Here is a 23,573-nt window from a genome sequence, read left to right on the forward strand (position 1 = left end):
CGATGGTTGGTGGCGGGGGTAGGCACGGGGGCACTACCCCTACAAAAACCTCGTTTTTGGTGAGAATGAAACAGCCCCCCTTGGGAAGGGGGGGCTGGGGGGGGTAAATTTTGCTCGTTTAGTGCTGACTCAAAGCCAAATTGACAAGCCGGCAATTCAGCGGAAATAGCAAAAATCATTTCTGATGAAATATTACCTGACAACAGGTGACAAAAATCTAAAGCTTGCTCAAAACTTTCGGAACCAAACCAACTCAAAGGGGCAATTTCTCCCCAACCAATTTGATTATTTTCGCCAACAAGTCGCAGGATAATTCCCGATCGAATATCCCAGATGCCGTGACTTGTTCGCAAGGGGCGCTTAAATTTTCGCTGATAAGTGCGAAACTCGAATTGATAAAACATTAGTTTTTTAGTTAATCATAAAATTGTCTCACAACAGATCCAAACTTATCAATATTTTCAAAATGGATATTGTGGCCAGCTTTTGGTACAATTTCCAGAAGGGCGGCTGGACACAAGCTGGCAATTTCGGTATTTATACTTGTAAATTTATCATCATATTCTCCCGCTAGCAAGAGGATGGGAATTTGATTTTGTGCGAGTTTTTCCCAGAGAGAGGGCTGGTTGCCGGTTCCCATGTTGCGGAGGGATTTGGCTAATTCTAAGGGATTGTTTGCTAAGCGGCTTTCTATGAGTTTGTCGAAGTTGGGAGAGTTTTTTAAAGATTTGAATAAAGGGATATCGTACCAGTTTAATAAAAAATCTTTAATGTTGCTCTTTTCCAGCTTTTGTGCTAGCTGTAAATCGGCTTGCAGGCGGTGCGATCGCTCTTTTTCTGTCTTCAATCCCGGAGAAGCTGACTCTAACACTACTTTCTCGAATCTTTCTGGAAAATGTAATGTCATGTAAAGTGCCAATCGCCCGCCCATTGAATAGCCCAACAACAAACATTTGTCTATTTGTAAATTATCTAATAAGTGTATCAATGCTTGGGCTGTATTTGATATATTGTAGCAACTTTCGTCGCCGCTGACTCTAGTTTTTCCGTGGCCTGGAAGGTCAACTGCTAGACAGCCATAATTTTTAGAGAGTAAGGAAATGACGCTGCTAAAATCTTGAAAATTTCCCGTGAATCCATGCAAAAATAAAATTTTTTGCTGATTATTGCGGCCAGTTAAAAAATAGTGAAAGTGATAATTATTAAAATTGGCCATTTCCAAAATTAGTGAATCTACCTTATTGACTGATATCTGATTTCCGCATCAGCAACAGAGATGATTGCCCCAAAACGAGTGAGAAAGTCCATACCAAGAAGACCATCTATACGAAGATTTGGCGGTATATCGTGGGCAAACACGTCAAAATTTTCTATTAGTTGACCCACGCAATTAAACCAAGATACATTAATTACAGGAACATAGATTCTTCCTTGACCTGTAAAGATTTCTTGCCTGCGTAGAGGATGGCGCGTATCGTAACCCAAATCCTCTAATGTTTTCACTGGCAATATTGTGTAGCTGGCTCCTGTATCTACCAATAAACGCACCCGATATTCAGTAGCGTCACCATTATTTCCACCAATGGTTGCTTGCACCGCGAGCAAATTTCGTCCGTGACGCAACAAGCGATAAGCTTTTTGATAATCTGGCATTTTTGTTACAACATAGCTGCTAAGTCTTCAGGGATAGGGCCGGTGTATTCTATTGCCACCGATTTTCCCTTCCTTGACAAAGCATTATTGTAAAGCAAATCGCGATCCGGTGAGTGTGCTAAAACTTCACCTCGAATTACATTCAAATCCTCATCCAGTTCAGTGTAAGCAATTAGCACCCACTCGCTAGGATATAAGTGGATGATTTCTTCTAGGCTGAGGATTTTGTCAATTTCTACTTGCGTACTCATGCTTTGATTCTCCTTTTTTACGATTCAATGTGAGGTACGGATTGCTAAATTAAAGAAGATTTTGAGAAGTCGCCCAACTCTGCCAACTCGCCCAACTCCCTCAGCTTAGCAAACCATACCTCCAGTTTACCGGAATTCTCGATCGCCCGATCTACAAACCAAAGCCCAACGCCAGCAGCAATCCGCTCGAAAAATGCAGCGTAACTGCGATAAACTTAGAGTTGCTGACATGAACAGGTTGGTCGTGATAGTCTGTGACATGGCGGCAAAGGTCGATCGCAAACGGCAAACTCCCAAAAATCAACAGCGTCCAAATTGGGAACATTCCCAAAGCCACAAATAGCACAGTCAAAGCATAAACGCTGCCGCACAACCACTGCAACAACTGGGCACCTTTCTTTGTACCGAGTCGCACAATTGGCGATTTTTTACCCGCCGCCAAATCATCCGCAATTTGATGAAAGTGGGAACAAAATAAGATGATACTCGTAGTAATTCCCACGATAACCGAAGCCGCCAAATTAGTTGCAGACCAAGTTTGAGTTTGACTGTAATAAGCAGCGGCGAAGGCTAGCGGCCCAAAGGTGAAAAAGCAGATTATTTCCCCCAAACCCTGATAGCCAAGACGAAACGGAGGCCCTTGATAAGTGTAGCCCAGAGCACAGCACAAAACTACTAGCAAAATGACTGTTGGGTCTTTTTGCCACCAGCTTATGGCGCAGATTCCAGACACTCCGACTGCTAAAAACAGATTGGCTAGCCCGAAAATTAAAGCTTTATTTCCGGTTAAGTTAACTAGAGAATGCGCTTTGTTTTTATCGATGCCTGTTTCCGAGTCAAATACATCATTGCTGAGATTCAGCCATGCTATAATCAAAATGGCTGACATTAAAAAAGTCGAAAAAATTGACGAATTAATCGTTTGAGTTTCGGCAAAAGCAACTGCTGTTCCTACTGAAATAGGAATCACCGCAACGCTGTACATGGGCGGCTTGATTGCCGCCAGCCACAATTTACTATTTGGACGTTCAATTAACTTTGTTGTCATTACACAAACTTGATGCAATTGATAGCAGCGTAGTAATTTTACAATTTTATTGGTGAAGAAACTCTACTCTGTATCGGGTTGAGTGCGCGGGGGGCATCCCTTGAGAGGCTTTGCGGGCGATCGCACGCCCGGTAATGCCCGTCTGCAAACCTCTGCGGGGTCGATCGCATGAGAGTCGAAATTGAGTCGCTCAATCTTAAAGTTTTATGTCTAAATGTTTCGATTGATCGCGCGTTGGCGAAGCCCTCGAAGAGGATCGTCTGTTTTTTGCCCCCCGCTGAGCCCAAACTTTCCGGGAAACTCCAAAGGTCATGTTTTGCGATCGCCCTCCCGTGCTTAGATCGAAATAGGGGTTTTAGCCGGACAAACCCACACTCTATCTGACAAATCTGCTATTCTCGCTTTCATGACAGTAATACCGCACCGCGCTAATCTCTTGCAAGACCGCAATCAACTGCATCAGTTTCTGTTAAATTGCCAGCAGTCTTTAACCGAAAAATATAGCACCAAAATAGTTAGTATTTCTCAGGAAATTTACCCCCTCGATCCGCTAGCTGTACTGCAAGAGATTTCCGAACCTTGTCAGCGGCACTTTTACTTTGAAAAAAGAAACCCAATTGACGGCCAAAGTTTTGCGATCGCAGCCCTTGATTCGGCAATACATCTCACAGTAGCAGGAACTGAGCGATTTGCCTTAGCTCAAAATTTTATTCGTTCAACACTTGCCAATACAATTACCATTGGTGCGGAACGCTTGCCATTTAGCGGGCCTCACTTTTTTTGTAGTTTTACTTTTTTTGATGAAAACATTGCCGCTAGTTCCTACTTCCCGCCCGCCACCATATTTTTACCAAAATGGCAAATTACCAGACAGAAAGATAGCTGCATTCTCGTCGCAAATGCCATAATAGAAAAAGATATAAATATTAAAAATATCGCTGAAAATATTTGGCAAACCTTTGATAAAATTGAATCTCGCAAATACCCTAAACTAACTATTGCTCTCAACAGTTCGATATCTTTGAAACAAATACCCGTCAATGATGCCAGTCAATTTAAAACATCAGTCAAGTCTGCTTTAGAATTGATAGCCTCTAAATATTTTAGTAAAATTGTTTTATCTCAAGCAATCAATGTGATTTCTCAAACCCCTTTCAGTTTAATAGATTCATTAAACAACTTGCGCCTCAGCTATCCCGATTGCTATGTATTTTCAACCAGTAACGGCAAAGGACAAAATTTTATCGGTGCCAGTCCAGAACGCTTAATTAGCATTCACAACAATCAGTTATTAACCGATGCTTTAGCAGGTTCAGCACCGAGAGGAAAAACTGAGGCGGGAGATGCAAAGTTAGCCCAGGGATTGCTAGAAAGCGAGAAAGATATTCGAGAACATCAAGTTGTGATCGACTTTATTGTCGATCGCCTGTCTAAACTCGGCATAACTCCCAATTTTTCCCCAGTGCCCAGACTGCTGCAACTATCAAACATTCAGCATTTGTGGACACCCATAACTGCTCAAATCCCTCCTGATATTCATTTATTAAAGATTTTAGCTCAACTGCATCCAACCCCAGCGGTAGCAGGCGTGCCGAGAGATATTGCCCTCGAACAAATTCGCCGCTGCGAAAGCTGCGATCGCTCTTTGTACGCAGCACCCCTCGGCTGGATCGATCGCAGGGGAAACGGCGAATTTGCCGTCGGCATTCGATCGGCTTTAATCGATGGCGATCGGGCTATACTCTATGCTGGTGCCGGTATTGTGGCTGGTTCGGAACCCGAGAAAGAACTAGCAGAAATTCAGCTCAAATTACAACCACTTTTAAACGCTTTGGTTTAGCAATATATTATAAAAATGATTGATTTTCGCAATACCAACACTCTCTGGTCTTCAATATTAGCAGAGACATTGCAACGACTGGGATTAACTACCGCCGTGATTTGTCCCGGTTCGCGATCGGCACCGCTAACAATAGCTTTTGCTCAAAACAAAAAAATAGAAACTATTCCCATACTCGACGAACGTTCAGCAAGTTTTTTTGCATTAGGAACCGCCCAAAAATCATATTTGCCAACAGCACTAATTTGTACGTCGGGAACCGCAGCCGCCAACTTTTACCCTGCGATAATAGAAGCCAGAGAAAGTCGAATTCCGCTGCTAATATTCACAGCCGATCGACCTCCCGAACTGCGGGACTGTCACGCCGGACAAGCGATCGACCAAGTTAAAATATACGGCAATTATCCGAACTGGCAAGCCGAATTAGCGATACCTTCTGTGTCCACAGGAATGCTAGACTATCTGCGGCAGACGGTAATGTATGCTTGGGAGCGATCGCAATTTCCAACACCAGGCCCCGTCCACCTCAACATCCCCTTTCGCGACCCGCTGGTACCCGTTCCAGACATAGCTGTAGAAGCTTTAGAAACACAATTTAATCCCGAAGATTTCTTTGCAGGATTAGAACCAATTTTTGCCGGAGAAAGCTCTATTGTGGGGCAGGCATCTTGCCTGCCAATTTCAGGAGACGGGCAAGATGCCCGTACCACAACAAGAGACGGGCAAGATGCCCGTACCACAATACAAGTTATTGACTCCATAATTCAAAAATGGCAACAATGCAGCAGAGGGATAATTATTGCCGGCGTTGCACAGCCTCAATTTGCCGAAAAATACTGTAGTGCGATCGCCCAAATTTCCAAATCCTTAAACTGGCCAGTTTTAGCAGAAGGACTATCCCCAGTCAGAAACTACGCCCAACTAAACCCCCATCTAATTTCCACCTACGATTTAATCCTGCGAAACCGCGAACTAGCCGATAAATTAACCCCAGAAATCGCCATTCAAATCGGAGACTTACCCACAAGCAAAGAACTGCGAAACTGGCTAGACAAAACCCAACCAAAACGCTACATAATCGACCCCAGCCACCACAACTTCGATCCCCTACACGGCCAAACAATTCACCTGCGGATCTCCCTAAAAAACCTCGCAACTAATCTCGCAACTATATTAACTCAAGTCCCCCCCCTAAACAAAGGCGAGTCAACTCTTGTCCCCCCCCTTATTAAGGGGGTGTTTGGGGGGGTATCGAGCCCTTGCTACCACTAATATCCCCCCTCAAATCCCCCCCCTAAACAAGGGGGAATCAACTCAAATCCCCCCCCTAAACAAGGACAAATCAACTCAAATCCCCCCCCTAAACAAGGACAAATCAACTCCAGTCCCCCCCCTTAGCAAGGGGGGGTTAGGGGGGGATCTAACCTCTCCCTCAAACGAATACCTCCAACTTTGGCACAACACCGAAATCCAAGTCAGACAAACAATAGACCAAAAAATAGCAACAATTAACCACATAATCGAGCCCAAAGTTTCCTGGCTGCTTTCCCAAATTTTGCCACCGGGAACACCGATATTTATTGCCAACAGTATGCCCGTCAGAGATGTAGAGTTTTTCTGGAAGCCGAACAACTTAGAAATAAAACCGTTTTTCAATCGCGGCGCTAACGGTATAGACGGCACATTATCAACAGCTTTGGGAGTTGCTCACCGCAATCAAAGCAGCATCATGCTAACAGGGGATTTAACACTTTTGCATGATACAAACGGTTTTTTAATTAAAAATAAATTTGTCGGTCATCTGACAATCATATTAATTAATAACAACGGCGGCGGAATTTTTGAAATGTTGCCCGTTGCCAAATTTGACCCGCCCTTTGAAGAGTTTTTTGCCACGCCCCAGCAGATAAATTTTGCTCAGTTGTGTGCAACTTATGGCGTGGAACACGAGGTAATTGAGGATTGGGAACTGTTCAAAGAAAAATTAAATTTGCTGCCAAATAGCGGGATTCGCGTCTTAGAATTGCAAACAGACAGGCGATCGGATGCTAAATGGCGGCAAGATAATTTAGGTAAATTTGCCAAAGATTTGTAGTCAAGACTTTTGTCAATAAGCCTTTCGGGGGCGGGCTCTTCGGCCCAACCCCTACTCCCCACAAGCAGAAAATTCACACTTTGTGGAACAGGCATCTTGCCTGTTCTTGGGAAGGCTGCAATATCTCAGTTTAAACTGCTGGTTGAGCTAGCAGCGAATCTAACTGTCCTTCTGCATCAAGTTTGTGAATGTCATCGCAGCCGCCTACGTGTTGCTTATTAATGAAAATTTGGGGCACGCTGCGGCGTCCGTTAGCGCGATCGGCCATTGCCTTTCTAGCTGCTTCGTCGCCATCAATTTTGTATTCTGTGAAATTTACGCCTTTCCACCACAGCAAAGTTTTGGCGCGGATGCAGTAGGGACAGGTTTGCCAAGTATAGATTTCCACATTGGCTTTGATGCGATCGGGCTTGCGGCCCAAGATGGGATTGAGAAAATCAAGCATTTTCTGTACGGGGGTAAGGGTGGAACTCATTTAGAAATCATACCCAATGTATAAATTCCGCTGGTATGGGCGCATCTGCCAGAGGTGGGTTTTAAGCTGTCGGGCGATCGCATTGTGACCCAAGTCACAACTTTACTCTACTCGGATCACTTGCTTTCACCCCTGACAATCACCTTCGCGCCCTTATTAATATCACTGATATTTTGAGGCAACCAGAAGATGATAAATATATCGAATTCAACCGCACTGCCATGCACCCCGTACAACTCCTCCCCGGCGCTATCTCTGAAATCCTCGCTTCTGTAACGGATACAGGCGTTTTGACTCTGGCCGATCGCTACGGTTTAATGGCCGCCACCTTCGACGACTCTCTGAATGACGAAGACAGAGGCTGTGTCAACCGCTTGCTGCGCGCGGTGCTCCGAGGCCGAGTCCAAGTAGTCAACGAACTTTCAGCAGCATTCTAATCGGGGTTTGAAGTTTTGTTCTGAAGGCAAGGTGAGTCAGCGGTAGATGAAAATAGTGGAAACTCAGGCAGGAGTTGAAACAGCAGTAATTTGAATTCGATTTAAAGTTTTCTCCTCTAACTCAACAACGGTTTTTTTGTCAAAGCAGCCTTTACCGGCTGCTTTTTTTTGATTTAATCGCGGATTTCGAGGTTGTACTGGCGGCAGAGGTCGATCAGTTCTTGTTGGAAGCGATCGCGCACATTCTGGGGCGAGACAATCACGCAGTCTTTGCCGTACCGAAACACCTCTCGAATCAACCAAAACGGATTAGAGACGCGCCGCACGACTTGTCGCACCTTGGTTTTTCCCTCTCCTAATACTTCATCCTGAATATCCTTGTCCACTCTGTGCTCATAGGCTTTGATCAGTCCGCCCCAAAAGTGTAAGTACACTACTAGATAATCTAAGCCTTCGCACCGCCAGTGTCCACTTATAGGGACGATCGCTTTGATGTTGTCGAAGCGCAGACAGCGGTTGTGGATGAGTTCGGGATAGTCGGGATTTTTGATGTCATCAGTCTCTTCGCACCAGATGTTGAGGTAAAAGCGTTTTTCTTCAAAAGACACCTCGGCGTATCGCACGGTGTACTCTAAGTCCTCTCCTTGGTTATTGCGGTAGAGGAGGTGAAATGGCTGTTGAGCCTTCTTGAGCTGATCCACGCGGGGACGCCATCCCTCGCTGGGTTGACTAACCAGTTGCAGAATTGATTGACGCAGGGGAGCATCAAGGTTGCCCCGATCTAACATTAATGCTGCCAGGACTTCTGCGTCTCGAAGATGGCCTGAATCAACAAGGAGTTTAGCAGCTTGTTGTAAGGCTGCGACTTCGGTGGAGTTGAGGGTGAAGGGTTCACCAACTTCTAACTTGTGCTGGGCGATCGCGACCAATAACCCAGATACACTGGGACTTTTGCCCCATTTGATATCGAGGCGAAGGGCGATCGCCTCTAGCTGCTCTTTGGTTCCGGCAGGAATTGACAGTGTAATTGTATCTTTTTTGCGGGACATTGAATTAAATGTACTTACATACTTGACAGATTGGGTTTTAAATGTAAATATAATCTTAGTGCAATTACAAATTTCCTAGATAACAAATGTTGCTGTGCAAATTCTAGAGCCAACAAAAAAAGCCAGAGGCTAGCTCCGGCTTTCAAGCCCTAATAGGTATTTGTGTGAAAGACAAGGTTATTGTCTCGATCGCGGTACTCTTTCAATTCCTGAAAGGCATTTGTGTATCTATCTTAGCGTGAAAGCGATCGATTGGTTCAAAAAAATTACTTTATCGCTGTACTAACCCAAAATACATGGTAGAGTAAAAAGCAAGCCAGACATAAAGCCAGCTCGCCCGTGTTTAAATTACTTAACTCTTAGAATAGAGCATGGCTGGTCTGGTTGTAAACCTACGCAAATACAACCATGACAGATAATCTTCCGAATCAAATGCTTCGGCTGATGTCCGATGGGCAATGGCATAGCGCCCATGAGCTAATCGAGAGTATTAGCCATCGGTTTTCAGCAACCATGCACATTCTGCGAAAGCAAGGCTATCAGTTTGAGAAACGTCGCCTGAGCGGACAACAGCACGAATACCGACTATTGCTGAACGTCAATAATAGGATGTAATGCTATTTTGTCAGGGGGTTTGAAGGAATTTTTCTCTTTCTACCCCTCTAAAGATAGAGTGCTAGAGACAAACTATTCTGACAACAGAAAATTGGCTGTCCTAGTCGTCAAATTTGTTTACCCTACAAAAGTTAACTATGCTCCAAATTTCCCCAACACTGACTGAACTTCAGGAAATTGCTTCACAACTTCCCGAACAAATTCCTTACCTCAAAATGCTCGTTCTCTTTGGTTCTCGTGCCAGAGGTGATACTCACGCAAAAAGTGATTGGGATTTTGCCGCACTTTACGATGAAAATTTTAGACAAGAATATTGCCAAGACCGGGGATTTTCTTGGTTTGAAGTTCCAGGAATTTTGGGTCAAGTTTTTGGAATCAATAGTGATGAAATTGATGTTGTGGAATTACATCGCTGTTCGTCGCTAATTGCTCATTTTGTGGCGCGAGATGGAATTTTACTGTACGAAACAGAATTAGGTCAATTTGAAGCTTTTAAACAACAATGTTTGATGACTGATGCAGAATTAGAAGTGCTGCGTCAGAATCTGCGACAAAAAATCGAGGTTGCGTTGCAAAGGAGGGGAGTATGAAGGAGATTGAGCCTGCGATCGTCTTAGCTAAGCTGGATTTTATGACAGACTATCTAGAGAGTTTAAGTTCTTTTGAGTCGATTACTTTAGAAGAATATCTTAGCGATCGGGGAAAGCAGTTAATTATAGAACGATTGTTGCAACTGATTATTCAAGTTGCAATTGATGTCAATCGATATTTGCTCAAGCGATTAGAAGTCCAGCAACCGAATAGCAACTTTGATGTTTTTATAGAAGTTAGCAACTGTGGCATTATAACAGCGGAGTTAGCTAGCATCTTATCTCAATCAGGTGTTTTGCGTAACCGTCTGGTACATCTGTATGACGAAATCGATCCTGTCAAAGTGCATCAAGCCATCGATATTGTATTGCATAAATACCCGATTTATCAACGGCAAGTCACTAATTATCTAGATTCTCTTAGAGAAAATAATAGATAAATAGTAATTAATCTAAAAAATGATGAACTTATGAGGGCGAATTATGTCACTAAAAAGTCTGCTTTTTGACGAAGAACCTCAAACTTTAGACCACCGCTACTTTAGCGAAGTCCGTCCGAAACTGTACCAACTGCATACCAATCACGGACAGTATGGCACTCGCCAAGGACGCACCCTTGCCGAACACCTCGATTCGGCTTGTCAGTTCGTTTTAACGGTTAGCAAAATTGCCGGAGTTCCGGATGACAAACGCGCTTGTATTCTGGCCGCGACTGCCGTTCACGATTTGAATAAGCTGGCAGACGACGGACGCAATGTTAAGACGTTGGCACGCGATCGCACTTTTTTGCTACAACAACTCGATCGCGCCTGCGTTGCCCAATTCGCCCAAACCGACTCCGAACTCGAACTCGTCCGCCGCCTGATAGAACGCCATTCCGGCCACAGCGCCAGCGATGGAATGCGTTTTTTGCCTGAAGATCCCAATATCAAACGTTGGGCCGCGATGTTGATTGGGGGCGACTTATTTGACTTAGGAATTGAGGAAAATAAGCGCATTCGCAAAGTTGAAACCGAGTTAACCGTTGCATTGCAGCGTGACAGTAAGTTGTTTCATGTCACTCTTTCCGAAGACCGAGGTTATTTAACTTCGCTGTTGCTGTCAGCTTGTGAAGAGGTTTTGCACGATCGCAATTTGCATACCCTCGCGATCGATCCCAACGGTCAAATTTTTGTCGGAGAAGCCTTTCCCGACGGCGATTTAAGCTTAATCATTGCTCAAAAATGGCAAAAAAAGATCGATCGCGTCTTTAGCAGCAACGTCGAACAACTCGTGAACGCCACCAAAGACGGCATCAAAATCGACCCGCAAGCCATCCAACAAAATCCCGAAGCAACTTTAGACGAAGTAGATAAGTTACTGCTAAAAAAAGCCAGCGGTTACAAAGTAGAAAAAGTCGCCAAGGATATTGAAAAATATGGCGGCGATGCTGGACAAACCGCCGTTAACGCTGCCGCTGCTGTCGGCTTGCATCCAGTTTCCAATGCCGATGAATTTGCCATTTCTGAAGGACTAAAAACCGCTTACCTCAGCTATCGGGCCGCCGAACTCAGCCCCAAGGAGGTTTGGGATCGAATTGCAACGCCAGTCGGATTATCCCCTGAACAGCGGGCGGCATTGGAACCGTTTAACGCGCAGTACGGACGCTGTTTGTTTGCGGCGAAATCCATCGAGGGCGATCGCCAACAGAAGTTAGAAAAGGTATTTGCCGCCTTAGAAGACTCATTTCAACTGCGCGGCAAAGCCGAAGAGGTAGACGTATCTGAAGAATTGGTAAATGCCGTTCGGCAACTGCTCAACTTTTCCACACCAGCCAATTGGCAAGGCTTTAATGAACTCACAGCCTACATTGAAGCTAACCCGCGCCAGCGCTGTTCCTTGGGGACGACATCGCTACAAATCGGCGAATTGAGTTCCCCGAAAATGCCACCGGGAACCAAAGTCCAAGCTTTTTCCAATCGTCTCCCCGGCGGCATGATTGCTGAACCCAAACGGCGGGCCGATAACTTATCGGCATTGGGTTATCAGTTGATGGCAGTTGGTGCAAATTTCCCGAACTCTGTCAAACAAGACCCGTTATATCTTCACTTTGCCCTGCCAAAAGGATCTAGTGTTGAACTCAGAACAATTTGGCAAAATTTTCTCAGAAATACCGCAGCCCAGAATGAAGATGGGACAGTAACAGTTGACGAAATTAAACTTTACCGCGAAAACGAGATGGTTTTTCAATCCAACAAAATGGTTGGGTTTGCACTGCCAAAACGTCCTGAATTTATCAACTCAACGGTGACAATTCCCGTGCTGTGGGGAGAAGTTAATAACTCCGTGGCGTTGCTGAAATCGCTCAGATTGGCGTTGGAAATGAGTTTGGCATTTGACTTGGGTTTTCCCTTTGTTTTGGGTGCCAATCTGGAAGTCGAACCAACTTGGGATGTTTTCGGAAAAGTTGAGGGAATTCCGTCATCTTTGCAGCCACTATTAGGCAGCGGTCAGTATCGGCGAAACGGTCATTTATCCAAGGAAGAACGGCGCACGGCAGTCACGGCAGAGCAAGTTTTAGAACGGTTGCGCTGTATCGGAAAGCTAGCTATTTCGGTGGCAAGTATTCAGAAAAAAGATGACTGTTTGTATGACTTGGCGCGGGCAGCAACTCGTCCGCTGAGTTTCTATTACGTCCTGCTGCGCTGGCTGCTGCGGGAACAAGATGACCCTAATTTGGAGGCAATTTGGTCTCGGATAAAAGAACCTTTGAATACTTTACTGAGGAGTCTCATGTCAGAAGAACACGATCGCGTTTCTAGCTATCTCAAGCAAGCCGCACACATTGCCCAAGTTGCCAATTTGTGTGGCCGTTCCCCCCGCCGCACTGCCCAAACTGAACCGTTTTCAGCATTTATCAAAGCTGTACGATCTCGAAAATCTCATATGGATTGGGACACGGTATTTGCCGCCTTAGTGCAGCAATATCACAACCGTCTCGATCGCATTCGAGAACACGGCGTTGGTAAACCAAAACATGAACAAATAAAGCAGTTTTATCAAGTTTTGCAACAACTATTTGAGGGGGTTTATCACTCGCGTTCCGAACGACTGCTAACTGATAGCAAGACCCTTGAAGCTGCCTACTTATTCTTTTTTAAAGAAGCGCGTCAAGAAGTTAAGTCTAAAACTGAATCTGAAACCGAATTTGAAGCCGAATCTGAAACCGAGTCTGTAAACAACTAGGAGAATTTAAAATGTCGATCGCAAAATTACAACCATTCCTCGCACCCAGCTACGAAAACTTCCCCAAAGGGCGCACCATTGGGATTGTTGTCCTTCGTACCACGCAATCGGAAACCATTTTTCGGACAGAGGGAACAGGCGAACCGATGTGTAATGAATACGTGCAGGCTGGCATTGAAGATACCGAATCAATTCCTCGGTTGGTGATGACAAAACGCAAACAAGTTGCCCCGGAAAGGCGGAAAGGACGAGAGTTTTTGCGATCGCACAATCTTCTCTATACTGCAAAAAACGATGCAATTTGTGCTCTCAATACCAATGCGCCTTGTGAAATGTGCGTTGATTGCTTCCTCTACGGCTTCGCAGCGGGGGGAGAAGGGGCGCAAAAAAGCAGGGTGTGGACAGAGGATGCGTTTAGTGTGTTGCATTCGACGGAACTAATTGCCGATCGCACCATCAATGCTATCTTTGAAACCGGAACTATGCGCGATGAAAAGGGTAACGCTTCGACTGCCCTCAACACCAGCGAATACATCAAACCTGGGGTTCACTTCCTCGATATTGTCACCCTCAAAGATGTCACCGCTGACGAACTGCGGTACACCCTCGGCAACATTTTATTAACCAGTCGTTACGGTGCAGTTTCCAGCCGCGTCGGACGCATGGACAATCAAATTCTCGGTGTATTTGGTGGTATTGCTGAACTGCCGAGTTCTCTGGAATTAGTACAAGGGGTTTATGACAAGCTGAAAGCCCAAAATACCGCCCTCGAACATCCTTTAAAAACCGCATCTTTAGTAGATGCAACTCAGGAAATAATCGGCAATTGGACAAATAAACGAGGTATTTCGATGCAGCTTTCCCCAGCAGAACTTGATGCGCTGGTTGCCGATGTCGATCGACATTTGTCGCTACCGGAACAAGAAACATTCCTCAAACGCTTGGATGAATCCTACGCACCTTGGCGGAAGGTGAAAACTGAAAACAAGAGCAAAGGGCGAGGTAAAAAATCGGAGGAATCATAAATTTTGTCCCTGTGTCGGGGCGGGTTTACAAATATCCTCAATTTAAAGGATAGGGGTGAACTCGCCCGTACAGGATTTGCGTTTATTTAATTGTTTGAATTAATCTCTACCATGCCGCAATCAGAACTTTATCGGGCTTCTTCCGCTTCCGTAATTACCTATCAAACCGCACACTTAGTCGAACTTTGGTGCGCCGAACCCGTGTTTTTTGCCTCGCGGGAATTGTCCGATACTTACTATACCGAAGGGGCGATCGGCAATTATGCACTAGCCTATGCTTTAGGTTGGGCGCGATCGCCCTATCGCCTCACCGGACAAGACACCAGCAGACCTCGGTATATAGAAGATTTAACGCCCCTTTCCGGTAATAGCTACATCCTCCCCGCATGGCCGGCTGACGGCACTTTATCCTTCAGATTTGAGCGGTTTAACGCCCTTTCTGACTCTTATTGGTATGCGATGACAAATAACCGAGTGGCAACAGCACGGGAAGATTTGCCCCTCAGTAGAACGGGGAAAAAACCCAGTACCTATCGTCCTAGCAACTTCCCCCAAACCGGGCGACTGCGAGTAATTGAACGGGGAAATCGGTTTCAGACATTAGTATTTGGCGATCGCCAATTGCCCGAATACATTCGCGTCGGAAAATTTACCAGCAAAGTCCGCGTTGAAATCGTGAAAAAACTCGATGTTGTGCAACTTCCGAGGGGCGATTATCGCTGCAATACCTATCTCAGCGCCGCCGACTTACCTGCAAATATCGAACTCCTCGCTTTCGACTTAATTTCGATGCCGCCCGCATCGTTATTGAAAAATCTTTCGTTTCGCGGTGAGGCGCTGCAAGCCGGCGATTTTATTCTCCCAGCTAACCTTGAATTTTGTGGTGGAAATAACAATGGATAATCTGAAAATTAAACTCGAACCAGCCAGCATTTCTGCCTGTCCCCAATTGCCTAAACAACTGGAATTTATGGGACAAGCCTTGCAGCATCAAGTCGATGTTTATGAAGCGTCCGAAAATAATGATATCATTCTCGACCTCGCACCGACGGGAACGGGGAAAACCAAAGCCGGATTGAGTGTTTTGCTGCACAATTCTCAGCGCAATGCTATCTATATTGCGCCAACAAATGCCTTAATTGACCAACAAACTGAAGCCGCCGAAAAATTTGTTCGGGATGCGGGTTTACCTCATATCGTGAAAGCTGCTTCTGCTAGACAAGTCAATTCCTGGCCCGACGATCGCGTTGGGAAACGTTCTGGCGAGAAAATCTATAATGTTTTGCGCGAACCTGCAACTATTTTTCCCGAATGCGGTGGCGGTAGACCTATTTTGCTGGTGACAAACCCGGATATTTTCTACTACGCTGCATTTTTTCAATACAATCCACTGGATCGCGGAAATATTGCCAGTGAATTTTACAGCAGTTTCTCGACTGTAATTTTCGATGAATTTCACCTTTACGATGCAAAACAATTAGTTAGCTTGTTTTTCTATCTCGCTTTATCTAAAGAGTTTGGCTACTTTCAATACAATCGAAAAATTGTTCTGTTAACGGCAACGCCAGAACCTGCTTGCGAAGAAGCCTTAAATGTCTTAGGAAAAAATGGGGTAAAAATTGCTCGAATCGATGGCAAAAGTCAAATTAGTTATCTACGTCCTTCTCAAACTGAAGTCAATCTAGAAATTCGCAAGCAGGTTGATAAAGAAACTACGATCGCAGAAATTGTCCAAGAAGTTCGGCGGCGACTCAGAGAAAATCCTGACCAAAATGGGGCAGTAATTCTTGATGCCAAAGATACCCTAGGGCGCATTTATAACCAATTGTGCGATCGAGGATTTGCCGATTTCTGCGGGCGGATTACGGGGGATACACCGAAGGAAAAACGTGCGCTGGCTGCCCAAAAACAAGTGATTCTAGCTACCAGTACCGTCGATGTCGGTTTCAACTTCGATCGGGAGAAAGAAACACCCCGGCAAAATCTCGATTGGTTGATTTTTTCCACGCGCGATCGCTTTTCATTCTGGCAGCGCATCGGGCGTGTCGGACGGGTTTTAGGGAAAACGCAAACCGAAATCCCTTCAGAGGCGATCGCCTATTTACCCGATCGCGCTTGGGAACAAGGCATCGAACAACTTGACTGTTCTGGCGGACGCAAAACCCTGACGGAAATGTTAGAAAGTCTAGACTGCATGAAGCGTCCCTTTCTCGACATTTACTGGCGTTCCGAAGCTTTTCTAGAAATTGCCAAACCCTTACTAGAACTGGAAACTGTTCTGGAAAATTTGCCGGAAGCAAGTTTAGTTATGCAGCTTTATCAAACCATGCAAATAGTCTTGGGAGGTAAACGAGACTGGAATTCTTATCGGCGGCGGATGAAAGTATTGCAAGGTGCCGAAAATGTGGCAAAATCTACTATCAAACAAATTCAAAAAGAGTGGCAGTACATTAAAGGCGGTCAAAACTGCGTTAAGAGTTTTATGCAAGCAAACTATCCAGAAGATTGGGAAGAAATAGATTCTGGGAGAACGTCAATCGAATTAGTTGAGGAAAAAATCCGCAAAAACCAAAAAGTCGCCGAAGAGTTGAAAGAATACGCGACAATTCTCAAAGCCAGTTATGCGCCACTTTTCAAGTTTCGAGAAAGTTTGTTTGAAAATGTCAAGATTTATGACCCCAAAAACTTTTTACTCGATGAAGTCGGCGAAACCAATCTCGATCCCATTCACCTGCTGAGATTTTTTGAATTTGCGTCCGATGAAAATGGGATTGTGCTTACCCATCGCGCCACCGAAACTTACGGACTCAAATTTGCCTTGCAAGTTGCAGATTTAGAAGATTTTGCAAACAACTATCTTTGCAAACTTTATGCTTTTAAAAATTGTACGATCGAACGGACGATCGGCGATAACGTCCGTCCCACAGCGTTAATTTCCCAGCTTACACCGCCCTTAATGCCCGGTGTTATTGTCCGAGAACATCGCAAAAATCGCTGGGCAATTCTCAAACTCAGAAAACAAGGAATCGAATGCTATCCAATTACGGTCAAAGATAGCTTTGCTAACGAACAAGAATATACATTCTTTCCGAGTTTATCCGGCATTTTGGCGATCGCCTCCGCTGGCATTACCTTAAGATGTCCTGACAATCAAGAATTCTGGGTAGTTTAAATTATGCCACACAGCCTAGTCCTCAACCTCCTTCCCCTGGCCCCAATTCCCCCCGGATACCTCACCGGAAGACACCTGCACGCCCTCTTCCTCACCCTCGTGAGCTCCGTTGACAAACAACTCGGCGATCGCCTCCACGAAGCCACCGCCCAAAAATCCTTCACTCTCAGCCCTTTGCAAACTAAAAAATGCCCTTTCAAAAAACACCATTTCCTGCAATGGGAACACACAGAACCGATTCCAGAACACACCCTCTGTTGGTGGCGAATTACTCTCCTTGATGACACTTTATTCGGCAAATTAACTCAGCTTTGGCTGAATCTCAATCCCTCGAAGCCGTGGCATTTGGGGCCAGCCGATTTGATGATTACCAAGATTCTCGGAACGCCCCAAGTAGATCAGCCTTGGGCTAATGCTTGCGATTACTCTCAACTGTACGAACAAGCTTCTGAAACTAATCGTTTAATTGCCTTCAGTTTTGCGACTCCTACAACTTTTCGACAGGGGAAATTTGATTCAGTGATTCCTACTAGAGACTGCGTTTTTAATAGTATCCTCAGTCGCTGGAATAAGTACAGCCCGATCGCAATTCCCGATCTTTCCTTCGATGCACTTTTTTCGACATTTGTCAATATCCGAAGTGAAAAATTGACAAACTATCAAAGCGATTTTGTTGGCATGGTTGGGGAGGTTAGTTATCGGATTTTGGGAGATGTCGAGCCCTTAGTGATTAAGCAAATTAATGCTTTGGCTGATTTTGCTGTTTACTGCGGCGTGGGGAGGAAAACTCCGATGGGGATGGGAATGACTAGGCGAATAGTTGTTAAAAAAGTTCTTGATAACTAAACGTAAAACCCATAGTCCGCCAGGGGTTGAAACCCCTGCCTCAAAGCTAAAGTCCTCTGAAGAGGACTGCAAGAATGAATGATTAAATTACTGCTTCAGTCGGTTTCAACCTTGGCGCTTACTGTTACCGATAAGCTCAAAATATCATCAATGATTCAATTACTTCTTCAGTCGGTTTCAACCGACTTTAGCTATGAGACAGGGGTTTCAACCCCTGGCGGACTGGCGGCTCACTAATTCCTCAAATAACTGGTTCCTAGGCTCTGCCTGGGAACCGATATCCAGAGGCTCTGCCTCGCTTGCTCAGGGAGGAAAATTGGAGGCAGAGCCTCCGGATCTGTGTTACCAGGCAGAGCCTGGGAACGAGTAGACTCTTGTGGAACAGGCATCTTGCCTGTTGCTAATTCTCAATTACTAATCTCCTACAAACCATCAAAATTATGAACGATTCTGATTACATTTCGATCGCAACTCTCAACCAATACTCCTATTGCGCTCACCGCTGCTGGCGAATGTCTTGTGCGGGAGAATTCACCGATAATCAGTATACCATAGAAGGGACAAGTTTGCACGATCGCGTTCACACGATGGGCGAAATTAACCGCAATGAAACTTGGCAGGTGCGGGCGATTTGGCTGAAATCCGAGCGCTACAAACTGATTGGTAAATCGGATTTGATTGAGTCGGCTGAGGGTGAGATTTACCCCGTTGAATATAAGCGGGGACGGAAGGGGGAATGGGATAACGATGAGTTGCAAGTTTGCGCCCAAGCGCTTTGTTTAGAGGAGATGACGGGGAAAACTATTGCGGCTGGATATGTGTATTACGCGCAATCGCATCAGCGGCAATTAGTGGAGATTTCTGAGCAATTGAGACAGGATGCGATCGCAACTATTGAAAAAGTCGGTGCTCTTTGGCGATCGGGAAATATCCCTTTACCAGTTTACACCGCTCGGTGTACCGGATGCAGTCTTTTTCCCCAATGTCTGCCCCAAGCTGCCGCCAAAGTCAACCGCTATCAAGAAGCAAGTTAACCTGCAAATAGGAGAATTCACAATGGGAACAGTTTATATTACTCAAGAAGATGCTTTTATCGGCAAAGTCGATGAACGTCTGACAGTTAAAGCTGACAAAAAAAATCTGTTGGACGTGCCATTAATTAAGATTGATGGTGTTGTTGCATTGGGACGCGCTACAGTTTCGCCGGCTGTGGTTGTGGAACTGTTGGAACGTCACATTCCTTTAAGTTTTTTGACTGTAAACGGACGTTATTTGGGGAGGTTGGAACCGGAGATGACGAAAAATATCTTTGTGCGAAAAGCTCAGTGGCAAGCGGCTGGGGAATCGGAAAAATCGGTGCATTTAGTTAGAGGTTTTGTACGGGGAAAGCTCAAGAATTACCGCAATACTTTGTTAGAATGTCAGCGCAAATATTCTCCACAGGATTTTGAAAAACCCATTGCCCAATTGAAACAAGTCATCGCGTCTATTGACAAAACTTCGAGTATTAATTCTCTGCGAGGATTAGAGGGGGCGGGTAGTGCGACTTATTTTGGCTGCTTCAATCAACTGATTCGCGTGCCGGAATTTAGCTTTGAAGTTCGCCGCCGCCGTCCGCCTACTGACCCGATAAATTCTCTGTTAAGTTTGGGATATTCTCTGCTGCGGCACGATGTTCAAAGTGCGGTGAATATTGTGGGGTTTGATCCGTATTTGGGATATTTGCATTTTGAGCGCTATGGTCGTCCTTCGTTAGCGCTGGATTTGATGGAAGAATTTCGACCTTTGGTTGTTGATGCTGTAGTGTTGAAGGCGATTAATTTGCAGAAAGTTTCCCCTAATGATTTTACGGCAGAACCGTTGAGCGGGGCGGTTTCTTTAACAAAAGAAGCGCTGCACAATTTTTTGCGACTTTACGAAGAAAAGAAGCAGTCAAAGTTCAAGCATCCTGTGATGGGCAAGTTGTGTACTTATCAAGAAGCTTTTGAAATTCAAGGGCGGCTGATGGCTAAGTATTTGATGGGTGAAGTTGATAAGTATCCACCTCTGATTTTGAGATAGGGAGGCAATTAAGTTATGTTTGTTTTGGTTTGCTACGATATATCTGAGGACAAGCGCCGCACTAAGATTCACAACATTCTCAAGTCTTATGGGGAATGGAAGCAGTATTCGGTGTTTCATTGCGAGGTGACGGATACTCAGTATGCCCGGATGCGCCAACGTCTGAGTAGGGTGATTAAGTCGGAAGAAGACAGCATCCTGTTTCACTATTTGTGCGCTTGCTGTCAGGGCAAGATCGAGCGGATTGGCGGCCGGGCACCGATCGATACTACGATCTTTATGGTTTGATTTTGCGTCTGGCTGTAGGTGTTAAACTGAGGGGGTGAATTTTAATGGCTGAGAGCTTTACTAGGACTGGGTTTGCAGTGGTTTGTACCTCATGCTGGTCAGACGCAAATGCTGAAAGCTTTACTGGGAGAGAGTTTGAGGTCTATTTGAATTTTGCCCCCTTGACAGGGCGATCGCTGAAACGGTATATTGATTGCAGTCAGACGCAACTGAACCTTGAAAACCTTATATTTCAAGCCTCCCAGACCCCGGCGGCCGAAAACAACCTAAAACCCTATCAGGGATTGAAACCGTATCCCATAGCTTTACCTTCAATTTTGCGATCGCGCCGAAAACAACCTAAAACCCTATCAGGGATTGAAACGATTGAGATAGGGGAATTGCTGAAGGTTTCGCCGGAGCCGAAAACAACCTAAAACCCTATCAGGGATTGAAACTTCCTCTGCTAATTTCTTAGCAATATTACCCGCAGAGCCGAAAACAACCTAAAACCCTATCAGGGATTGAAACCTAGCGGCTACGTTTACTGTCATTATATGAATTGCCGAAAACAACCTAAAACCCTATCAGGGATTGAAACGTCGATCGCGAGCAGCTTGATTTCTTTCTCTTCTGCAAACAGGCCGAAAACAACCTAAAACCCTATCAGGGATTGAAACATGGCATTCAGCTTCCAAAGATTTGCACAACAAAGGCCGAAAACAACCTAAAACCCTATCAGGGATTGAAACTTCTTTGTCTCAGTATTTCGGATAGACCAGAAAGAGCCGAAAACAACCTAAAACCCTATCAGGGATTGAAACTGGCAAACCGACTGTGGTGGCGATCGTCCAGGACAGCCGAAAACAACCTAAAACCCTATCAGGGATTGAAACGAAATGGTAGAGCGCATCTATATATTGCTCGTTCCAAGCCGAAAACAACCTAAAACCCTATCAGGGATTGAAACTTTATGGCTAGCCCTGCTGAAAAGTTTTTTAACGGATTAGCCGAAAACAACCTAAAACCCTATCAGGGATTGAAACAATGTCTTTGACCACCACTAAGCTGTCGTTCTTAGCCGAAAACAACCTAAAACCCTATCAGGGATTGAAACCATTGTCTTTGATGTATTCGGAGAGCTTAGAAAATTCAGCCGAAAACAACCTAAAACCCTATCAGGGATTGAAACTCTCAAAACCCTGTTGCAGAGTGTGGGGAAATATTGAGCCGAAAACAACCTAAAACCCTATCAGGGATTGAAACTTGATGAAACGACTGTAGCACTCGGCCGACGCAAAGCCGAAAACAACCTAAAACCCTATCAGGGATTGAAACTTTGCTACTTTTTGGGGTGTTTTGGCGACGTTGATTCGCCGAAAACAACCTAAAACCCTATCAGGGATTGAAACTAAATATCATCTCCATCAGCAGAAGGCCGGATGCGGGCCGAAAACAACCTAAAACCCTATCAGGGATTGAAACTTGTTGTACAATTAGCTACCGTAGGTAGGTATGGCCGAAAACAACCTAAAACCCTATCAGGGATTGAAACGGCACAAATACGACTCAGGCAGCAAGTACCGCTTTCGCCGAAAACAACCTAAAACCCTATCAGGGATTGAAACATTTACACCCCAGTTGCCGAAGTTGAAGCGCAACAAGAGCCGAAAACAACCTAAAACCCTATCAGGGATTGAAACAATAGCTTTTTCAAAAGCTTCGTTAGTCGGCTCAGGCCGAAAACAACCTAAAACCCTATCAGGGATTGAAACATGGAACAAGAGGCTGAAGCTTGCGGCTTAAATAGCCGAAAACAACCTAAAACCCTATCAGGGATTGAAACTTAACGATAAATTCGCTTTGTATTATATAATTATTGCCGAAAACAACCTAAAACCCTATCAGGGATTGAAACTTTATGGAAATAGGACTTTTAGCTATTCGACTAACACGAGCCGAAAACAACCTAAAACCCTATCAGGGATTGAAACAACCCCTAAGACTACCTCGCGGTAGAAAACCTGGGAAGCCGAAAACAACCTAAAACCCTATCAGGGATTGAAACGAAAGGTTGCGGTGTTCGGCAGCGAAACGGCGCGCCGGCCGAAAACAACCTAAAACCCTATCAGGGATTGAAACGAGCGAAAGGGGCGGAAATGGCAAAATGACTTCAAGCCGAAAACAACCTAAAACCCTATCAGGGATTGAAACAGCTAATAAACCAGCAGTTGCGATGCCGAAAAGCCGAAAACAACCTAAAACCCTATCAGGGATTGAAACTAATTTGACGGGAACATAGGTAGGAGCAACACTTGCCGAAAACAACCTAAAACCCTATCAGGGATTGAAACAACTTTGATGACGGGCAAAGCTTCACTTCTCCTGGCCGAAAACAACCTAAAACCCTATCAGGGATTGAAACTTTAGCAAAGAGGATGTGTGCAGGGAAAATGACTAGCCGAAAACAACCTAAAACCCTATCAGGGATTGAAACGAAATTGGCCCGCCTTGCCTGCATCTCGATCGCGCCGAAAACAACCTAAAACCCTATCAGGGATTGAAACGATGACTCTAAGCGAAGTGCAAGGCCTGTACCGGGCCGAAAACAACCTAAAACCCTATCAGGGATTGAAACTTTGAGCCGGCTATCCAATATTTCCTCCGACAAAGCCGAAAACAACCTAAAACCCTATCAGGGATTGAAACATCAGACTACGAGAAAGAGCAAAGAGAACGCGATTATGCCGAAAACAACCTAAAACCCTATCAGGGATTGAAACTGATGCAGCAACGGTTTCAGACGGCGAATCGGAGCCGAAAACAACCTAAAACCCTATCAGGGATTGAAACTTCAATTCGGGCGATCGAACCCTCATAGTGTCGCCGCCGAAAACAACCTAAAACCCTATCAGGGATTGAAA

Annotated in this window: 20 protein-coding genes, 2 pseudogenes and 1 CRISPR repeat array (1 of these 23 running past the window's edge); of the genes and pseudogenes, 14 read left to right on the plus strand and 8 right to left on the minus strand. The window is 45.0% G+C overall.

The window, feature by feature from the left end; all coding sequences use genetic code 11:
- The 5 genes and pseudogenes from QUA00_RS25545 to menA all read right to left on the minus strand — a co-directional run.
- Positions 1–404: pseudogene (locus tag QUA00_RS25545) on the minus strand (o-succinylbenzoate synthase); the annotation flags it as partial.
- Positions 405–415: 11 nt separating this feature from the next.
- A complete protein-coding gene (menH, locus tag QUA00_RS25550) occupies positions 416–1,216 on the minus strand; it encodes a 2-succinyl-6-hydroxy-2,4-cyclohexadiene-1-carboxylate synthase (RefSeq protein ID WP_333411609.1) in 801 nt (266 codons plus the stop codon).
- A gap of 17 nt (positions 1,217–1,233) precedes the next feature.
- Positions 1,234–1,653, minus strand: coding sequence for a retropepsin-like aspartic protease (locus tag QUA00_RS25555; RefSeq protein WP_333411610.1), 420 nt, complete (start codon positions 1,651–1,653; stop codon positions 1,234–1,236).
- A gap of 5 nt (positions 1,654–1,658) precedes the next feature.
- Positions 1,659–1,904: a hypothetical protein gene (locus tag QUA00_RS25560; RefSeq protein ID WP_333411611.1), complete on the minus strand. Its 246-nt coding sequence runs from the start codon at positions 1,902–1,904 to the stop codon at positions 1,659–1,661.
- A 151-nt stretch (positions 1,905–2,055) separates the two neighbouring features.
- Complete coding sequence (gene menA, locus QUA00_RS25565) at positions 2,056–2,952, minus strand: 2-carboxy-1,4-naphthoquinone phytyltransferase (RefSeq protein WP_333411612.1); 897 nt, start codon at positions 2,950–2,952, stop codon at positions 2,056–2,058.
- A 406-nt stretch (positions 2,953–3,358) separates the two neighbouring features.
- Here menA and QUA00_RS25570 point away from each other — a divergent pair, with 406 nt between their 5' ends.
- Together QUA00_RS25570 and menD are read left to right on the plus strand one after the other, a co-directional pair.
- Complete coding sequence (locus QUA00_RS25570) at positions 3,359–4,792, plus strand: isochorismate synthase (protein ID WP_333411613.1); 1,434 nt, start codon at positions 3,359–3,361, stop codon at positions 4,790–4,792.
- 15 nt (positions 4,793–4,807) lie between these two features.
- Positions 4,808–6,887, plus strand: a pseudogene (gene menD / locus QUA00_RS25575) (2-succinyl-5-enolpyruvyl-6-hydroxy-3-cyclohexene-1-carboxylic-acid synthase).
- 130 nt (positions 6,888–7,017) lie between these two features.
- Here the strand turns inward: menD and grxC are convergent.
- On the minus strand, positions 7,018–7,332 hold the full coding sequence (gene grxC, locus QUA00_RS25580; RefSeq protein ID WP_333411625.1) for a glutaredoxin 3: 315 nt from the start codon (positions 7,330–7,332) through the stop codon (positions 7,018–7,020).
- Positions 7,333–7,583: 251 nt separating this feature from the next.
- On the opposite strand from grxC, the gene QUA00_RS25585 reads away from it, so the two are divergent.
- Positions 7,584–7,799 (plus strand): hypothetical protein, encoded by a 216-nt coding sequence (locus tag QUA00_RS25585; RefSeq protein ID WP_172188518.1) that lies wholly within the window; start codon positions 7,584–7,586, stop codon positions 7,797–7,799.
- 173 nt (positions 7,800–7,972) lie between these two features.
- Here QUA00_RS25585 and QUA00_RS25590 read toward each other — a convergent pair whose 3' ends face one another.
- Positions 7,973–8,848, minus strand: a complete 876-nt coding sequence (locus QUA00_RS25590) for a WYL domain-containing protein (RefSeq protein WP_333411614.1) — start codon at positions 8,846–8,848, stop codon at positions 7,973–7,975.
- 408 nt (positions 8,849–9,256) lie between these two features.
- Here QUA00_RS25590 and QUA00_RS25595 point away from each other — a divergent pair, with 408 nt between their 5' ends.
- From QUA00_RS25595 to cas6, 8 genes are all read left to right on the plus strand, one after another.
- Positions 9,257–9,463 (plus strand): hypothetical protein, encoded by a 207-nt coding sequence (locus QUA00_RS25595; protein WP_333242896.1) that lies wholly within the window; start codon positions 9,257–9,259, stop codon positions 9,461–9,463.
- A 137-nt stretch (positions 9,464–9,600) separates the two neighbouring features.
- A complete protein-coding gene (gene mntA / locus QUA00_RS25600; protein ID WP_333411615.1) occupies positions 9,601–10,053 on the plus strand; it encodes a type VII toxin-antitoxin system MntA family adenylyltransferase antitoxin in 453 nt (150 codons plus the stop codon).
- Positions 10,050–10,493 (plus strand): type VII toxin-antitoxin system HepT family RNase toxin, encoded by a 444-nt coding sequence (hepT, locus tag QUA00_RS25605; protein WP_333411616.1) that lies wholly within the window; start codon positions 10,050–10,052, stop codon positions 10,491–10,493. The genes mntA and hepT overlap by 4 nt, the downstream gene beginning before the upstream one ends.
- A 43-nt stretch (positions 10,494–10,536) precedes the next feature.
- On the plus strand, positions 10,537–13,278 hold the full coding sequence (locus QUA00_RS25610) for a CRISPR-associated protein Csc3 (RefSeq protein WP_333411617.1): 2,742 nt from the start codon (positions 10,537–10,539) through the stop codon (positions 13,276–13,278).
- Positions 13,279–13,289: 11 nt separating this feature from the next.
- Positions 13,290–14,303, plus strand: coding sequence for a type I-D CRISPR-associated protein Cas7/Csc2 (cas7d, locus tag QUA00_RS25615; protein ID WP_333411618.1), 1,014 nt, complete (start codon positions 13,290–13,292; stop codon positions 14,301–14,303).
- Positions 14,304–14,414: 111 nt separating this feature from the next.
- The gene (gene cas5d / locus QUA00_RS25620) at positions 14,415–15,206 is read left to right on the plus strand and encodes a type I-D CRISPR-associated protein Cas5/Csc1 (protein ID WP_333411619.1); all 792 of its coding nucleotides are present in this window, start codon (positions 14,415–14,417) and stop codon (positions 15,204–15,206) included.
- Positions 15,199–17,475, plus strand: a complete 2,277-nt coding sequence (cas3, locus tag QUA00_RS25625) for a type I-D CRISPR-associated helicase Cas3' (RefSeq protein WP_333411620.1) — start codon at positions 15,199–15,201, stop codon at positions 17,473–17,475. The genes cas5d and cas3 overlap by 8 nt, the downstream gene beginning before the upstream one ends.
- Positions 17,476–17,478: 3 nt before the next feature.
- Entirely contained in the window at positions 17,479–18,321 is an 843-nt protein-coding gene (cas6, locus tag QUA00_RS25630; RefSeq protein WP_333411621.1) for a CRISPR-associated endoribonuclease Cas6, read from the plus strand.
- 233 nt (positions 18,322–18,554) lie between these two features.
- On the opposite strand, the gene QUA00_RS25635 is transcribed toward cas6, so the two are convergent.
- The gene (locus tag QUA00_RS25635; RefSeq protein WP_333411622.1) at positions 18,555–18,710 is read right to left on the minus strand and encodes a hypothetical protein; all 156 of its coding nucleotides are present in this window, start codon (positions 18,708–18,710) and stop codon (positions 18,555–18,557) included.
- 51 nt (positions 18,711–18,761) lie between these two features.
- Here QUA00_RS25635 and cas4 point away from each other — a divergent pair, with 51 nt between their 5' ends.
- From cas4 to cas2, 3 genes are read left to right on the plus strand one after another with little or no spacing between them, the layout of a single operon-like run.
- Positions 18,762–19,355 (plus strand): CRISPR-associated protein Cas4, encoded by a 594-nt coding sequence (gene cas4 / locus QUA00_RS25640; protein WP_333283672.1) that lies wholly within the window; start codon positions 18,762–18,764, stop codon positions 19,353–19,355.
- A 22-nt stretch (positions 19,356–19,377) separates the two neighbouring features.
- Positions 19,378–20,382: a type I-D CRISPR-associated endonuclease Cas1d gene (gene cas1d / locus QUA00_RS25645; RefSeq protein WP_333283669.1), complete on the plus strand. Its 1,005-nt coding sequence runs from the start codon at positions 19,378–19,380 to the stop codon at positions 20,380–20,382.
- A 15-nt stretch (positions 20,383–20,397) separates the two neighbouring features.
- Complete coding sequence (gene cas2 / locus QUA00_RS25650) at positions 20,398–20,670, plus strand: CRISPR-associated endonuclease Cas2 (RefSeq protein ID WP_333283667.1); 273 nt, start codon at positions 20,398–20,400, stop codon at positions 20,668–20,670.
- 254 nt (positions 20,671–20,924) lie between these two features.
- Positions 20,925–23,573: a CRISPR direct-repeat array (repeat unit 37 nt; unit sequence GCCGAAAACAACCTAAAACCCTATCAGGGATTGAAAC); it runs 6,170 nt beyond the window's last position.

The organism is Microcoleus sp. T2B6 (genome assembly GCF_036700475.1).
In the GTDB taxonomy this organism is placed as follows: Bacteria; Cyanobacteriota; Cyanobacteriia; order Cyanobacteriales; family Microcoleaceae; genus Microcoleus.

Excerpts from the sequence above, each read along its gene's own strand:
- menH (WP_333411609.1), bottom strand. The coding sequence starts at position 1,216 with ATGGCCAATTTTAATAATTATCACTTTCACTATTTTTTAACTGGCCGC.
- QUA00_RS25555 (WP_333411610.1), bottom strand. The coding sequence starts at position 1,653 with ATGCCAGATTATCAAAAAGCTTATCGCTTGTTGCGTCACGGACGAAAT.
- QUA00_RS25560 (WP_333411611.1), bottom strand. The coding sequence starts at position 1,904 with ATGAGTACGCAAGTAGAAATTGACAAAATCCTCAGCCTAGAAGAAATC.
- menA (WP_333411612.1), bottom strand. The coding sequence starts at position 2,952 with ATGACAACAAAGTTAATTGAACGTCCAAATAGTAAATTGTGGCTGGCG.
- QUA00_RS25570 (WP_333411613.1), top strand. The coding sequence starts at position 3,359 with ATGACAGTAATACCGCACCGCGCTAATCTCTTGCAAGACCGCAATCAA.
- grxC (WP_333411625.1), bottom strand. The coding sequence starts at position 7,332 with ATGCTTGATTTTCTCAATCCCATCTTGGGCCGCAAGCCCGATCGCATC.
- QUA00_RS25585 (WP_172188518.1), top strand. The coding sequence starts at position 7,584 with ATGCACCCCGTACAACTCCTCCCCGGCGCTATCTCTGAAATCCTCGCT.
- QUA00_RS25590 (WP_333411614.1), bottom strand. The coding sequence starts at position 8,848 with ATGTCCCGCAAAAAAGATACAATTACACTGTCAATTCCTGCCGGAACC.
- QUA00_RS25595 (WP_333242896.1), top strand. The coding sequence starts at position 9,257 with ATGACAGATAATCTTCCGAATCAAATGCTTCGGCTGATGTCCGATGGG.
- mntA (WP_333411615.1), top strand. The coding sequence starts at position 9,601 with ATGCTCCAAATTTCCCCAACACTGACTGAACTTCAGGAAATTGCTTCA.
- hepT (WP_333411616.1), top strand. The coding sequence starts at position 10,050 with ATGAAGGAGATTGAGCCTGCGATCGTCTTAGCTAAGCTGGATTTTATG.
- QUA00_RS25610 (WP_333411617.1), top strand. The coding sequence starts at position 10,537 with ATGTCACTAAAAAGTCTGCTTTTTGACGAAGAACCTCAAACTTTAGAC.
- cas7d (WP_333411618.1), top strand. The coding sequence starts at position 13,290 with ATGTCGATCGCAAAATTACAACCATTCCTCGCACCCAGCTACGAAAAC.
- cas5d (WP_333411619.1), top strand. The coding sequence starts at position 14,415 with ATGCCGCAATCAGAACTTTATCGGGCTTCTTCCGCTTCCGTAATTACC.
- cas3 (WP_333411620.1), top strand. The coding sequence starts at position 15,199 with ATGGATAATCTGAAAATTAAACTCGAACCAGCCAGCATTTCTGCCTGT.
- cas6 (WP_333411621.1), top strand. The coding sequence starts at position 17,479 with ATGCCACACAGCCTAGTCCTCAACCTCCTTCCCCTGGCCCCAATTCCC.
- QUA00_RS25635 (WP_333411622.1), bottom strand. The coding sequence starts at position 18,710 with ATGCCTGTTCCACAAGAGTCTACTCGTTCCCAGGCTCTGCCTGGTAAC.
- cas4 (WP_333283672.1), top strand. The coding sequence starts at position 18,762 with ATGAACGATTCTGATTACATTTCGATCGCAACTCTCAACCAATACTCC.
- cas1d (WP_333283669.1), top strand. The coding sequence starts at position 19,378 with ATGGGAACAGTTTATATTACTCAAGAAGATGCTTTTATCGGCAAAGTC.
- cas2 (WP_333283667.1), top strand. The coding sequence starts at position 20,398 with ATGTTTGTTTTGGTTTGCTACGATATATCTGAGGACAAGCGCCGCACT.